The 14360-nt window shown below is 55.0% G+C and carries 14 protein-coding genes and 2 tRNA genes; 2 read left to right on the top strand and 14 right to left on the bottom strand.

Translation table 11 applies throughout. The features are described 5' to 3' along the window. Positions 1 to 209 precede the first annotated feature (209 nt). From NZ823_18010 to purD, 6 genes are all read right to left on the bottom strand, one after another. Positions 210 to 283 (bottom strand) — tRNA-Arg (locus NZ823_18010). A gap of 26 nt (positions 284 to 309) precedes the next feature. After that, positions 310 to 383: transfer RNA gene (locus NZ823_18005), tRNA-Arg, on the bottom strand. A 245-nt stretch (positions 384 to 628) separates the two neighbouring features. Then, entirely contained in the window at positions 629 to 2344 is a 1716-nt protein-coding gene (locus tag NZ823_18000) for an AAA family ATPase (GenBank protein MCS6807019.1), read from the bottom strand. A 3-nt stretch (positions 2345 to 2347) separates the two neighbouring features. Next, positions 2348 to 3193 (bottom strand): hypothetical protein, encoded by an 846-nt coding sequence (locus tag NZ823_17995; GenBank protein ID MCS6807018.1) that lies wholly within the window; start codon positions 3191 to 3193, stop codon positions 2348 to 2350. A 91-nt stretch (positions 3194 to 3284) separates the two neighbouring features. Beyond that, the gene (locus NZ823_17990) at positions 3285 to 4040 is read right to left on the bottom strand and encodes a PspA/IM30 family protein (GenBank protein ID MCS6807017.1); all 756 of its coding nucleotides are present in this window, start codon (positions 4038 to 4040) and stop codon (positions 3285 to 3287) included. Between the two features lie 169 nt (positions 4041 to 4209). Beyond that, entirely contained in the window at positions 4210 to 5493 is a 1284-nt protein-coding gene (gene purD / locus NZ823_17985; protein MCS6807016.1) for a phosphoribosylamine--glycine ligase, read from the bottom strand. Positions 5494 to 5752: 259 nt separating this feature from the next. Between purD and NZ823_17980 the strand changes: the two genes are divergently transcribed. After that, entirely contained in the window at positions 5753 to 6568 is an 816-nt protein-coding gene (locus tag NZ823_17980) for a hypothetical protein (protein MCS6807015.1), read from the top strand. Positions 6569 to 6614: 46 nt separating this feature from the next. Here the strand turns inward: NZ823_17980 and NZ823_17975 are convergent, their stop codons facing one another. Then, positions 6615 to 6824: a hypothetical protein gene (locus tag NZ823_17975; GenBank protein MCS6807014.1), complete on the bottom strand. Its 210-nt coding sequence runs from the start codon at positions 6822 to 6824 to the stop codon at positions 6615 to 6617. Between the two features lie 186 nt (positions 6825 to 7010). On the opposite strand from NZ823_17975, the gene NZ823_17970 reads away from it, so the two are divergent. Then, a complete protein-coding gene (locus NZ823_17970) occupies positions 7011 to 8135 on the top strand; it encodes a pyridoxal phosphate-dependent aminotransferase (protein MCS6807013.1) in 1125 nt (374 codons plus the stop codon). A 215-nt stretch (positions 8136 to 8350) separates the two neighbouring features. On the opposite strand, the gene NZ823_17965 is transcribed toward NZ823_17970, so the two are convergent. The 7 genes from NZ823_17965 to hisC form a co-directional block, all read right to left on the bottom strand. Then, on the bottom strand, positions 8351 to 9769 hold the full coding sequence (locus NZ823_17965; protein MCS6807012.1) for an ATP-binding protein: 1419 nt from the start codon (positions 9767 to 9769) through the stop codon (positions 8351 to 8353). Positions 9770 to 10037: 268 nt separating this feature from the next. Next, positions 10038 to 10373, bottom strand: coding sequence for a phosphoribosyl-AMP cyclohydrolase (gene hisI / locus NZ823_17960; GenBank protein ID MCS6807011.1), 336 nt, complete (start codon positions 10371 to 10373; stop codon positions 10038 to 10040). Continuing rightward, complete coding sequence (gene hisF, locus NZ823_17955; protein MCS6807010.1) at positions 10370 to 11152, bottom strand: imidazole glycerol phosphate synthase subunit HisF; 783 nt, start codon at positions 11150 to 11152, stop codon at positions 10370 to 10372. The genes hisI and hisF overlap by 4 nt, the downstream gene beginning before the upstream one ends. A 7-nt stretch (positions 11153 to 11159) precedes the next feature. Next, positions 11160 to 11885 (bottom strand): 1-(5-phosphoribosyl)-5-[(5-phosphoribosylamino)methylideneamino]imidazole-4-carboxamide isomerase, encoded by a 726-nt coding sequence (gene hisA, locus NZ823_17950; GenBank protein ID MCS6807009.1) that lies wholly within the window; start codon positions 11883 to 11885, stop codon positions 11160 to 11162. A 34-nt stretch (positions 11886 to 11919) separates the two neighbouring features. Beyond that, positions 11920 to 12525 (bottom strand): imidazole glycerol phosphate synthase subunit HisH, encoded by a 606-nt coding sequence (gene hisH, locus NZ823_17945; GenBank protein ID MCS6807008.1) that lies wholly within the window; start codon positions 12523 to 12525, stop codon positions 11920 to 11922. Continuing rightward, complete coding sequence (gene hisB / locus NZ823_17940; protein MCS6807007.1) at positions 12525 to 13100, bottom strand: imidazoleglycerol-phosphate dehydratase HisB; 576 nt, start codon at positions 13098 to 13100, stop codon at positions 12525 to 12527. The genes hisH and hisB overlap by 1 nt, the downstream gene beginning before the upstream one ends. Before the next feature lie 27 nt (positions 13101 to 13127). Next, on the bottom strand, positions 13128 to 14225 hold the full coding sequence (hisC, locus tag NZ823_17935) for a histidinol-phosphate transaminase (protein ID MCS6807006.1): 1098 nt from the start codon (positions 14223 to 14225) through the stop codon (positions 13128 to 13130). Positions 14226 to 14360 lie beyond the last annotated feature (135 nt).

Below are 14360 nucleotides of genomic sequence, written 5' to 3'. Positions count from 1 at the left end.
TTCGCAGGAATGGATGATGAGGATTTTCAGAGGAGTCGCTCATGTGCTCCGTGCACGCCACGAAGGCGAGCGTACTGAAAACTGATTTTGTTGAAGGCTGCACCCGGCCGGTTACACGAATTCACCAGAAGAGTCAGCAAACGTACTCAAAACTGATTTTGTCGAAGGCTGCACCCGGCCGGTTACACGAACTCACGAGAAGAAAAAAGCGCACCCGGCGAGATTCGAACTCACGACCTTTGGCTCCGGAGGCCAACGCTCTATCCAACTGAGCTACGGGTGCGTTTATGTTGGTTCCTTTTTTCGTCGCGCGCCCGAGAGGACTCGAACCTCCAACCTGCGGATCCGAAGTCCGCTGCTCTGTCCAATTGAGCTACAGGCGCACAACGGCGGCTAGCATATCATGGCATTCACAGCTCTGTCCAGATCAACCTTATACCAATCGCTGACTGCGTAATGCTGTTTCGGATTGATAGGCGCTAGCCGGTGCCGGCGGCCACAGTGACCATCGAATTGCAAGATGCGGCATTGTGACAGCACCACCAGCCCTGATCCGGCAACCGATCAATTCAGGCCATGACGAAGCATTCATCAGCTCTCGTCCCGTCCGGTTAATCTCGGCGCCACACTAGACCAGCATCTTCAACTCTTCCACGCGCCGGCTGATTTCCGAGGCAGGCATGTCACGGTACTTCTGCGGGATCATCTCACGCGAAGTCGCTTCCAGCACAGCAACCAGCGTTTGATATTCCAATTCCAGTTCATCGCGCGCGGGAATGAATTCGTTGGCGACTTTTACCAAATCGTGTTGCGTGACGTGTTGCCGTTGTTGGCGACGCGCTTCACGGCGGGCGCGGATCAGCATAGATTCAATGTCTGCTCCGGAGATCTCCAGCGGGTGTTTCAGAATCGGGGCGTAGTCAATGCCATCTTCGACTTGAATCTTGTTCTTCTTGACCATTGCCTGCGTGATCTCCAGGCGTTCCTGCTCAGTTTGCGGATAGAACAACGAAATGTGCTCTTCGCAGCGGCCTTGGCGCTTCAAGTCAATGGGCAGCAGGTCTGGGCGGCAGGTCATGAGGATCCAGAGTATCCGTCCACGATTGGTCGTGTCGCCCATGGCGCTGGCGATCTTAGAAAAGACGCGGGCATTGACGCCGCTATCGCCTTCGCTGACGCGATTGCCCAGCGCGGCATCGGCTTCGTCAATCAGCACAACAATTGGCGCCAGTGTGTGCAGCAGGTGCAGGATCTTCTCCAGATTGGCTTCGGTTGAGCCAACCCACTTTTCGCGGAAATTTTTGAACTCGACGACGTTCAGGCCGCAGTCGCGGGCGAAGCATTCGGCCAAGAATGTCTTGCCTGTGCCGACCGGCCCGCTCAGCAAGATACCCATTGGCGCTTCCTCGGTCCGTCCCTGTCTGATTGTCTCGGCGATGTGGCGCAGAAAATCCTTCGCATAAGTCAATCCACCAACGTGCTCCAGGCCATATTTTGGCGTGATCCATTCAATCAGTCCGAAGCATTCTGCTTCGATGATTTCTTTCTTCTTCAATCGGACTGATTCAAACGTCAAGCCGGCTTCGTCCAGTTGCGAGCTGCGCATCATGGAGTTGATGTGAACGCGATTCAACCCGGAGGTCAGGTGAGCCAGTTGCTCAGGGGTCATTTCCATTTTCAGGTCGGGGTTGTTGGCCAGGAACGAGCGAATGTAATCCAATCGCTCGGCCTCATCGGGATAAGGAATTTGGATCGTGGCCAGCCGCGAATTCTCGCGGATGCGCTGATTGACATCAGCCAGCGATTCGGCAATGAGGATGACGATATTATCTGTGCTGAGCAGTCGTGAGCTGGTGATCCAGCGTTGCAGCGCGACCAGGTTATTGCGGTCTTCGTGGCCCATGTAACTGACTTCACCGGTCGGCACGATGGTCTCCAGAAAGTCAATGATCACGGCTGCTTGATCGCCATAGAAAATGTAGTGCTCAATCAACGGCAGCGCCCGCCCCGGATCTTTCGGCAGCTTGGCCAGCACCTCTTTCGACATAAGCGGGTCCATCACGCGCAGTTGAGCGATGAACGCGCGCTCAACCTCCGGCGAGCCAAACGTGATGCCCTGGCTACGATCGTACATGACGACGTTTTTGTTGCCCAGTAGCTCGCGCCGCAAGAATGACACAAGCCCGACATATTGGCCGTCCCGCGTGCGAACTAAATCGTGCACATTGTGATGGAGCAGGAAATGACTTGCCTCACCGGCGTAGTACTTCTTAACCATCTGTTGAGCCCACGCCGGCAAGGATGAGACATCTGAGGTCGAACGATAAGGTTTTGCTTCACTCATAGCCTATTGTCTGATGCGCAATTCTGGTGGTAGACGCGGCGTTTCCTCGCGTTGCAATGACTCCAACGCGCTCATCATCGGCGCCGTTTCTTCCAACAACGAGCGAGTGATTTCAATGCTGGAAATGACCGAATCGAAGTCGAGCGAGGCAATGCTGTCAATCGAAGACATCGTGACGACTTTATCATTGACCAGACCGAAAAAGTTTTCGATGGACTGCAGTTGAGCTTCCAGCAGCTTCACCGCCCGTTGAATGCTTTCGTACTCGGCCAGTCGGCCTTTGAGAATTTGCAGGTTATTTTCAATCACCCGGCGCGTCTTATCGTCGGCTGACGCTAGATTCCGCTCGGCCTGCGCAATCTGATTTTCGATTGCTTGCCGGTTAAACGAGCGCAGGTGCAATTTGCACCGACGGTATAAGTCGAGGAAGTCAACGAACCGTTCCCACATGGTCTCCAGTTGCAGGATGTCAGCCGGAATCTGTTTGGAGCCGGAGAATCGCTGATAATTGGCGTAGATTTGATTTTTCAGCCATTGCAAATAGGCGACGGCTTCACGCTCGCGTGGATCAAATTTTTTAATCACCTCTTCGCGCGCTTTTCGGCGTTGATCGCTCAGTTTTCTGGCTTGACGGCGTTCGATCAATCGCCGGTAGAAACCGCTCGTCGGCACAGTGATCATATAGATGGCTTCGGCCAGCAATCCGCCGCCTAGCATCAGCAAGCCGGTTAATTCACCCATTGGACCTTGTCCTGCGGCAATGGCGGAGGCAACAAGCAGGCCGGCCAATGGCCACAGATTTAATGGTTCTTTGAACGCTTCCCAGTAGTAGTTGATCTTGTCCGGCATGGTTGCTCTTGAGTAGGCAGTGAACCGCAGTCAGTCATCCGTCAATCAGTAGAAGGTCATAGCGGATCGGTCTCGCATCGTTGGCCAGCGGTCATTCTGTCGCACGCGCTTGTTCGGACGGTCCCAGCGTTTTTTCTTGTGACGATTCGACACTGACCGAGGGTGACGACGCTGGTCCTTCGACAGCCAGCCCCATCTGGCGTTTGTAGGCGGCCAGCGTATCGTTCACCTGCATGGAGAATGCTTCACGCTCAATTTCGGCGATTTCCGATTCAACGCTACTGGTGGCCAAATCTATTTTAGCTTCAGCGCTGGCAACGCGCCGGGCGACCTTTTCGCGCATCTCGTCAAACGTCGCCGCATCATCGCCGATCTGGAAGCTGGCCATCGTTTGCGCCAGTTGTTCTTGCAAGCGGGCGCGCTTATGTTCGGAGATGAGCTGCATGGCTTCGGCCTGTTTCTTTTTCAGTTGTAGCAAGTAGCTATCACGGAATTTTTTGGCTTGCTCAGATGCAGCGCGGGCCGACGCCAGTTCTTGTGTGGCGCGTTCCATCGAGTTTTGCTTCTCTTGCATGGCGCTGATGAACATCGTCGCAATATCATCGCGACCCTGTTTGATCGCTGCGCGAATTTTGCCATCCAGTTCTTTGATCTCGCGCTCCAACGTGGCAACCTCTTTTTCCAGCAATTTCTGCGTTGCCATCACCTGGGCGACGTTTTCATTCATCTGCGGTATCTTGTCGCGCATGTCGCGGATGACCTGTTGCAAAATCAGTTCCGGGTCTTCGGCCCTCTCAATCAGGCCGCCAAAGATTGACCGGAGCAGCCGTTTTAATCGTTCCCACATGGCGTTTGCCTCCTAACTGTTTCGTTCGATTATAACCACTCCCGCGCGAGACCGGAAGGAAAATTCAGATCGGCCAACCTGGCGGAGCCATTCATGAATGACCTTCCGGCGGATGTTTGCAGGTGTGGGCATTGCTCAAGCGTTTGGCTCTGAGACGCTCGCGTCTCTCTCATCCTTGGTGAGGCGTTGTGCGTCCGATGTCGCGCCGATAGTGCATCTGCTCGAAGTGAATCTGCGAGACAGCGCCATACGCGCGATCGAGGGCTGCCGGCAGCGTTTCATCCCAGGCTGTCACGCCCAGCACGCGCCCGCCGGCTGTGATGATCTGCCCTTGAGCAGATGTCGCTGTTCCAGCATGAAAGAGAACAACGTTTGGCATGCTTGCCGCCGCCTCAAGGCCGTCAATCGGCAACCCTGTTTGATAAGTTGCTGGATAGCCGCCGGAGGCTATCACTACGCAGGCCACCGCTCGTTGGTTCCAGCGCAGGTCAATGCGGGATAACTCACCGGCTGTAATGGCCTCACTGATTTCCACCAGATCGGTTTCCAAGCGGGGCATGATCGCCTGCGTTTCCGGATCGCCCATCCGCACATTGTATTCAAGCACTTTCGGCCCTTCTTGCGTGAACATCAAGCCAATGTAGAGCACACCTCGATACGGATGGCCTTCTCGGCTCATTGCCTGGATGGTCGGCCGAGCAATGGTCTGAGCGATCATCGCCCACGTTGAGTCATCAACTAAGCCGGGATAGGAAATTGTTCCCATGCCGCCTGTGTTCGGGCCTTGATCGTGATCATACGCGCGTTTGTAATCCTGCGCCGCCGGCATCGGAGCGATCGTTTCGCCATCGGTGAAAAGCAAGAAGCTCCGCTCGCGCCCGAACAGGCATTCTTCAATGACCACACGGTCGCCAGCAGCGCCGAACACGCGCCGCACCATCGCCTGTTCAATCGCTTCTTGCGCCTGTTGGCGCGTATGAGCCACTGTCACGCCTTTGCCGGCAGCCAGTCCATCGGCCTTCACCACAAGCGGAAACTCGAATTGGCCTGATTCAATCACGCGGCGCGCCGCTTCGGGTGAATCACAAACCTGAAACCGAGCCGTCGGAATGCCATGTCGCACCATGAACTCCTTGGCAAAAACCTTTGATCCTTCCAATTGCGCCGCTGCCCGCGTTGGGCCGAGGACTTTCACCCCACGCGAAGCCAATGCATCAACAACACCGGCCACCAACGGCGCTTCAGGGCCTACAATCGTCAACTCCACGGAGGCTGACTCTATTAACGCAAGCAGCGGCTCGATCTGCGTCAGGTCAAGTGAGTGACACGTAGCCATCTGCGCCATGCCTGCATTTCCTGGCGCGCAGAGTAACTGTGAAGTATGACGGCTCTGTTGGAGTTTCCACGCCAGCGCGTGCTCGCGTCCGCCTGACCCAATGACTAAAACGTTCATCGCTCACTTCAGGCCACAGATGCTGGCACAGCTTATTGTGCCTGTCAAGCAATTCATCAGGTTGGGTTTTATCGCCCGTTTGAGGTGGTGAAAATTCCACCTGTCGGATTGATTCTCCTCTGCTCCTACTCTTGATTCATGTTCATCTCGTTCGGTGGCAACAAGAAGCCGACTGCGCTGCGCTTGAACTGCTACGGCATGGGCTTTGCAACGATTATCCATTCTCACGTATTACGTTCGGCTATGGAGGTCAACAGCTATGTGCAAACAACTCTGCACGCTTTTCGTTCTGGCGCTGTGGCTGGCGCTTCTGCCCGGCTGGTTGACGGCCAAGCCCGAGCAGCAGAGCCAGAATATCTTGCCACAGAATACGTGCGTCACGTGTCATGCTCAGATCAAGTCGCCGTTGTCGGTGAGTAATCGCTATTTTGAATGGCATGTGTCGGTACATCGCGACCATCTTGTCGGCTGTGAGCAATGCCACGGCGGCGACCCGACGGTGAAGGACAAGGCCAAATCGCATCAGGAGATTGTGCTGCCGGTGGCCAATCCACAGAGCAAAGTTCATCCCAATCAATTGCCGCAAACGTGTGGAACCTGCCATGCCGAAACTGTCGCCGCGTTCACGACGAGTCGGCATTACGAAAAATTGAAGGCGTCCGGGTTAGGCCCCAACTGCACGACCTGTCATGCCCACATGGCGTCAGCCGTTGTGCATTCGCCGACGCAAGCCGCTGCCTTGTGCGCGAGTTGTCACAACACCATCAACGGCCCGTTACCGGCTCGACCCGAAATTCCACAAAAGGCACAGGAGGTGATGGAAGCCATCAGTCGTGCCAATGCGATGCTCATCTGGGCAGACCGGTTGCTGGAAGTTGGTCAGGATAAAAAGCTGGACCTGACGAAGGAAACAGACCAAATGAAGACGGTTCGGAGCCTGTTGAAAGCAGGCAAAACTCAGTGGCATGCGTTGAATTTCGCCGCTGCGCGAGAGAAAGCCGACGCCTCATTCGAGGCAGGAACCAAAGTCAAAGATCAACTGATGAAGAAGCTCTATCCGCAGGCATCGCCGTGACAGGCTGGCGCTGAGGGAGCCGAATTGATTCAGATTGGCAATGCCATCACCGAAGAGGCAGGCATCGCCGTGAGAGACCGTCGCTGCCGCAGCCGGCTCCAGCCGTCAGCTTCAGCAGCTTGGCCAGATGACTGAGTCGGTAGGCCACGCGGTGATGGATCGCATCACCGTGATGTTGGGTTGATTTGAGTGCGTTAGGTTCAAAGTAGACGGCTGCTGATTTGGTATTCATCGCCGGGGTGTAGAATTTGCGCATCTTGGCCAAGCTGGCAGCATCAGCTAGACGCTGCGTGATGGATTTGGTCGCTGCTCTTCCGCATTGATTTTTGCTAGGCAAAATCACCGGCGCTAAAGCGCACGCTTGGTCATCGTACCCGCTCCATTGTATTCTAATGCCCTGATGTGGGCCTCACGCACTGACTGGAAATTGACGCCGAACAAGTTGAGTCAACAGCTCGAGGCACGGCGCCGCGCCGGGCTGCCGATCCTGGATTTGACCGAATCAAATCCGACGCGCTGCGGCTTGAGCTATCCCGACGACATTCTCTCGGTCTTAGGCAAACCTGAAAGCCTTGTTTACGAACCATCGCCAAAAGGCATGTTGCCAGCGCGGCAGGCAGTCGCTGCCTATTACGCCGGCAAAGGCGTTTCTGTTGATCCTGACCAAATCATATTAACCGCCAGCACGAGCGAAGCCTATTCATTCCTGTTTCGCCTGTTGGCCAATCCGGGCGACTGCGTGCTTGTGCCACGACCGAGCTATCCGCTGTTGGATTTCCTGGCAACAATCAATGACGTCGAGCTGGTTGCATATCCGTTGGTCTACAGCGGCCAGTGGCATATTGATCTGACTGACATCCACCGGTTGATCACGGCTCGGACGCGGGCCATTGTGGTCGTCAGTCCCAACAATCCGACCGGCTCGTGGTTGCACCGTCAAGAATTGAGCGAGCTGGTCGCTGCCTGTCGCGCGCATGGTCTGGCGCTCATCTGCGACGAAGTTTTTGCCGATTATCCATTCTCGACCAATGCTGATCGCGTGGTCACGGTGGCTGGCGCGACTGATGTGCTGGCTTTTGCGCTTGGTGGCATCTCCAAGTTGCTAGGCTTGCCGCAGATGAAGCTAGCATGGCTTTGTGCGAGCGGTCCCGCCGGTCTGCTCGGCGAGGCGTTGGCTCGATTGGAGGTCATCGCCGATACTTATCTGTCTGTCAATACACCTGTGCAACACGCTTTGCCGCGCTGGATGGCGCAACGCGTTCGGCTCAGTCAACCAATTCTGAGTCGCGTATTGGTTAATCGTCAGTACCTGCTCAACCGATTGAAAGCCACTTCGACGTGCGAATGTCTGGATGCAGAGGGCGGCTGGTATGCGGTTATTCGTGTTCCCTGTACATACCCCGAGGAAGAGCTGGTACTGACGCTGCTTGAGCAAGACGGCGTGTTGATTCATCCAGGCTACTTCTTCGACTTTGCTGCTGATGGATATTTGGTCGCTAGTTTGCTACCGCCGCCCGATGTATTTCAGGCTGGCATCGAGAAGATATTGCATCGAGTCGGGGATTGATTAACGCCTGAAGCAAAACATGGCTGTCGTGCCTGCGAATCTGGCAGATACGAACTCGCGCATTGACATATTGGGTCGTATATCCATTCGGGCACGCCGCGCCTGCCAATCGCCAACACGGATTGGCAAGAGACCAACGTCGCCAGCTCGATTCAATAACGTGTATCGGCTGGCGACCTTGCTCTCTTGGCGTTAAACCCTCTTCGGTTGTAGGCTCAAAAATGGTTGGTATGACGGCTGGGCACCGATTCGTAGATACTGCTGAGGTCTTGGTCTGGTGGCTTGAGCATGAAGTAAATCTGGCACGCTCGATCAATCAGGTCTCGGTCTAGTGAGGGTGGAATTTCGTTGAACTTGGCGATGCTCATGATTTGCTCAATAATATCGCGTGGTTGACAACTCCTCATGCCGATGCCGTACTTCAAGTAGTATTCGTTGTACAAGTAGTCAATGGCTTCCGGCTCGAACGGGATACCCTTCTTCTCGCAGAGTCGTTTGAAAATTTCCGTGTAAATATCCAGCGATGGATCGCCGACGAAAATCTTGTTGCGGATACGTCGCAGGAAAGCTTCATCAGCTAGCTTGCTTGGTTCAAGGTTCGTGGCAAATACCACGATGGTATCAAACGGAACACGGAACTTTTTGCCCGTGTGCAGGGTCAGGTAGTCTACACGTTTTTCCAATGGCACGATCCAGCGGTTGAGCAAGTCTTGCGGTTGAACCTGTTGACGTCCGAAGTCGTCAACGATGAAGACGCCGCCGCTGGCTTTGACCTGGGGAGGTGCTTCGTAGTATTTGGAAATGGGATTGAATGAAAGGTCCAACATCGGCAGCGTCAATTCGCCGCCGGTGAAAACAATCGGTCGTTTGCAGAGGACCCAGCGCGTGTCATACTCCGTGTCTGATTCGATCTCAATCAGTGAGCTGGGATTGCCACTGACCACTTCCAGAGCAACGTGCGTGACAGGGTCATAAACCTGAATGATCTGATTATCAATCTCGATGGCATAGGGGATGAACATCTCGCCGCCGGCCACGCTGCCGAGCATCTCGCCGATGGCCTCAGCCAATGCCGTTTTACCATTGCCTGGCTCGCCATACAGGAAAATCGGCCAACCGGAATTGACCGCTTCACCCAGTTGGTTAATCAGTGACGTCGGCAACACCAGATGTGTCACGCCAGCTTCGAGCATCCGCCGGTTGATGCGAACGTTCAGCACCGATTGGCGAGCCATCATTGCCTCGTACTGAATCAGCGGCACCGGCGCTGGTCCGACATATTGGCTGACTTCCATGTAGTCGCGTGCGCGCGCGCGGCCTAGCTCTGTCAGGTTGTAACGATAGAGAATGCCACGCGCGCCACTGAGTCCTTTGACCTCGCACAATTTTTCCGTGCGTAGCACGCGGAACAACTCTTCAACAATGGCATAAGGCACTTTCAACCGTTGCGCCGCAGACGCTTCTGTCAACTCGCCGACAACATAGAGGGTTTTCACGAGCAATTGCACTAACAGGTCTTGCTCTAAACCAAGCTCTTCAAACGATGAGGGCACGGGCGGATACTCCGCCGGTAAGCTCGTCCGAATCAAATCAGATTGCCAACTTGCTGTGGAGTGGAGTTGATTATTCGACATAGGTTACCTTCGAGCCTCAGAGTATGTTGTGTTTTTTCCTCTGGGTTCAGTTCAGCTTTTGCCGTTGAACCCTGGCCTGTGCCAACCGCTGAAAATGCCACGCACAGTTGTCCTGACGGGCTACCTTGCATGAGTTGGCTTCCCTCGCTCCTACTGCCTTGACAGTTATTAAATACACGAGAACGCGCTTATCGTCAAGAAAAAATTCGAGTCTAAATTCAGTTGTTTCAAATATTAAGCAGATGTTGCAGGATTGAAACGGAGGCCCTCATGTTGTGTGCACCGATTGAAAGAAACAACTTCGTTCACCAGTGTGGCAGGCTGGCCCTGTTTGCTCCACCCGGTAAAGGAGCGTGTCCTGGTCGCAATCGGCCAGCACTTGTTGAACTCTTTGCAAGTGACCCGATGAAGCCCCCTTTTTCCATAGTTGTTGTCGGGAGCGGCTCCAGTAGTGGGCGTAGCCGGTTTCTAGCGTGAGCCGAAGCGCTTCCCGGTTGGCATAAGCCAGCATGAGCACTTCTCCTGTAGTCGCGTCTTGCGCGATGACAGGGATTAACCCGTTGCCTTTCTGAAAATCAAGTTGTTCGACTGGGATACTCTTCATAGCCTCACCTGGATGCCTCGTTCAGCGAGGAATCGCTTGACCAAAGGAATCGGATAGGTGTCAAAGTGAAAAATGGAGGCAGCCAACGCGGCATCGGCTTTGCCGTGAGCAAGGGCTTCGTAGATGTGTATAGGTTGACCACAGCCGCCACTAGCAATGATGGGGATGTGAACCGTTTCCGCCACGGCTTCCAGCAAAGCGATGTCATAGCCTTGCGCCGTTCCATCCTGATCAATAGATGTGACCAGCAATTCGCCGGCGCCTCGTTGCTCGGCTTCAGCAGCCCATTGCAGAACGCCCCGATTCGTTGGTTGCCGTCCACCGTAGGTGTACACGTCGAATAAACGCTGGCGGCTGAATGGAGCCGATGTCGGATGTCGTTTGGCGTCAATTGCCACTACCACACACTGCCTGCCGAACAACTCAGCCAACTCGGTGATGAACTCAGGGCGCTCAACGGCCGCCGTATTGATTGAGATTTTATCGGCGCCACTACACAAAATGACACGCGCATCCTCAATCGTTTTGATCCCGCCGCCAACGGTGAAGGGAATATCGAGTTGTCGCGCGACCTGGCTGACCAAACGACTCAACGTGGCCCGCTTCTCAACCGACGCGGTGATGTCTAAAAAGACCAACTCATCGGCGCCATCATCGCGATACCGCTTGGCCAGCTCAACCGGGTCACCGGCATCTTTCAGTTGCCGAAATCGCACGCCTTTCAACACACGACCTTCATGGACGTCCAAACAGGGAATGATTCGTTTGACCAGTGGCATAAACTCTTCAATCAGCCATGCACCATTCGGAAAGTTGCTTCATGGTGACGACCCCATCATATAGCGCCTTACCGATGATGATTCCTTTCACGCCAATTTGTTTGAGTCGCTGCACATCAGCAAGTCCTGCGATACCGCCGCTGGCGTAGACCTGCGCGTCGGCCACACGCACAGCCCCGGCGAGCGTTTCCACATCGGCGCCGGCCAGTGTGCCGTCTTGAGCGATTGCCGTCATAAGAAATTGTCGCGCGCCGCGTCGGCAAAGCTGTTGCAACGCTTCAATGGGATCAAGGTCGGTCGCCTGCTGCCACCCTTTGATCTTCACTCGTCCGTCAGCATAATCCAGCGCCACCATGATGCGCTCCGCCCCAAACTCGCGCAACGCCATCTCAAGCTCCTGTTGATTCTGCAACGCCATGGTCCCGACAATTGCCTTACTGGCGCCGGTCGAGAGCACCTCAGCGATCTGCTCCGTGGTACGGATGCCGCCGCCGACCTGCACCGGAATACGCACGGCTTTGACGATCTGGCTTATCAGCGACGTCTGCCGCTCCTTGCTTACTTGCAACGCGCTGTCCAGATCAACAACGTGAAGAGCATCGGCTCCCAAAGATTCCCAGTGTTGCGCAACAGCCGCCGGAGCGTCGCTATAAACGGTCGCCTGGTTTGGATCACCTCGTCGCAAGCGAACAACGCGACCGCCCATCAAATCAATTGCCGGTATAAGCTCCATGTTCGTGACTCATCATTGAATGATCTGAGCTAGGCTAACGCGCGCAGAGGCGCAAAAAATTTCTCAGCACGGTCCGGCCTGTTTGACCGGATTTTTCAGGATGAAACTGCATCCCGTAGACGTTCTCGCGCGCAACCATCACCGGGAATGAAATGCCGTAGTGTGTTCGTGCCAGCACTACTTGTTCATCTTCTGGTTGCGGATAGTACGAATGAACGAAATAAACCCAGCCGTCGTCAGCAACCTCGTCAAGCAGTGGATGCAATCGAACTCGCTCAAGGTTATTCCAGCCCATGTGTGGCGTCTTGACGAAAGCGGGCAACTTCACTACGTCTCCGGCGATCAAGCCCAGTCCTTCGCCTTCGCCTTCTTCGCTACGATGGAAAAGAATTTGCATGCCAAGACACACGCCCAGCAGGGGACGCCCGCTTTCAACGACTCGTTCGATTGGCTCACGCAGCCCGCGGAGCCGGGCAGCGACCGGCGAGAAATTCCCTACACCAGGCAAGATCAGTCCGTCGAAAGAGAGATCGGATGGAATCTCGGCGCTGATCAGTGGCGTGGCGCCTTCTCGCTCAATCGCGCTGCTGAGGCTAAACAGATTGCCGACGCCGTAATCAAGGATCAGGATGCGCGTCATCAGATGACCCCCTTGGAACTGGGCACACCGCTGCGTCGTGGATCGTGAGCAACGGCCTGACGCAACGCCCATGCCAATGCCTTGATCCCCGATTCGATTTTGTGATGATCATTGTCGCCGTGTTGGACAATGATATGAACGGTTGCTTCCATGGCTGTGGCCAGCGAGCGTGTGAAGTGGTAGATGTCCTCGCGAGCCATATCTTCGACGCCATTCTTGTCAATTTTCAGGTCAATCACGTGGTATGGTCGTCGAGCCAGATCAACGCTCGCGTAGGCGAGCGACTCGTCCAGTGGAACCATCGCCCAGCCGAATCGAGCGATGCCCGTCCGATCACCGAGCGCTTGGTTCAGTGCTTGGCCGAGCGTCAACGCCACATCTTCGACCAGATGATGAACGAGGTCGCCCCGCGCGTGAACCGTAATGTCGAACAGGCTGTGTGTGGCCAGCAGCTCGAGAAGATGGGTGAGGAATTTGACTTCAGTGTCAACCTGATGCTGCCCGCTGCCATCCACATTGACCTGAACAGAAATCTGCGTCTCGCGCGTTTCTCTGGTGACATTGGCTGTACGCATAGGGCGGGAGATTATAAGCCAGAATGGCTAACTCTGACAGATTCGCCGCAATGTTTCTAGGAGCCGATCGTTCATTGGCGGCGTGCCGACTGTCGTTCGCAGGCAGTTGTTCATGCCCAACACCGTGCCCACATGTTTCAAGAAGATGCCTTGGTCAATGAGCTGGCTGTGAACCCTCTCTGCTGGCAATGCCAGTTGGAAGAGCACGAAGTTACTCTGGGATTGAAATGGGCTGATGCCTTCGATTGATGCCAGCTCTCGGATGAGCCGCGCGCGTTCGCTCTTCATGCGTTCAATGGCGGCTTGGACAACGTCAATCTGTTGCATGAGTTTCAACGCCAGAGCTAGCGTGAATGCGCTGACCGGATAAGGGTATTGAATTTTTTCGGCGAACGGCCGCGCCAGTGTCGGATGAGCCACTAAGTATCCGAGCCGCAGCCCGGCTAAGCCAAACGCCTTCGAGAATGTGCGCAAAATCACCAGATGCTCGAACTCGGCGACCCAGTGAACCAGGTTCTCGTCGGCGAAGTCAGCGTAAGCTTCGTCCACAAACACGATGCCATCAAACGCCTGCAACACTTCTCTGAGGTGCTCGGCGGCAAATTGATTGCCTGTCGGATTGTTGGGCGAGCACAGCAACATCATGCTTGCGTCGCGGGCCGCGTCGAGCAGCCGGTTGACATTCAGCGAAAAGTCATCGTTCAGCGGAACGGTGACATACTGTGCGCCGGCCAACTTGGCCCGCAGGCGATAGAAAGAGTATGTCGGCTCAACAGACACAGCTATTGAGCCAACATCAAGAAACGTCTTGGCGACGAAGTCAATAATTTGATCGCCGCCGTTGCCGAGCACGATATGCTGCGGGGTGATGTCGTGACGTATGCTCAGGGCGCGCACCAGTTGCTGATACTCATGGGTCGAGTAAAAGCGCGGGTCCAATTCTTCAATGACCTCCATGGCCAACGCATGCAGCCAGTCTTTGGTCAGGAACACATTTTCGTTGGCGTCCAGCTTGATGATGTCAGCCGGAGCCGCAGGTTGACCCTCCAGCGGCGTGGAGTCAGGCATGACGTAGCCTTCGAGCCGTTCTAGTTGTTGGAGTCGTTTTCGTACTTTCTCGTCCATGTGATCAAGGCGTTAGGCCAGAGCCGGTCGTGGTGGTTTATTGCGTTGTTGTTGGCTGCCGGCTGCCTTGTTCTGTTGTGTATCGGTTGTCTGCCGACGGCGTTGTCTGAACCGCTCGGCGGCGGCGCAAACCTG

The sequence above is a fragment of the Blastocatellia bacterium genome, from assembly GCA_025054955.1.
Lineage (GTDB): Bacteria > Acidobacteriota > Blastocatellia > HR10 > J050 > JANWZE01.
This window is presented reverse-complemented; position numbering and strand designations above follow the sequence as displayed.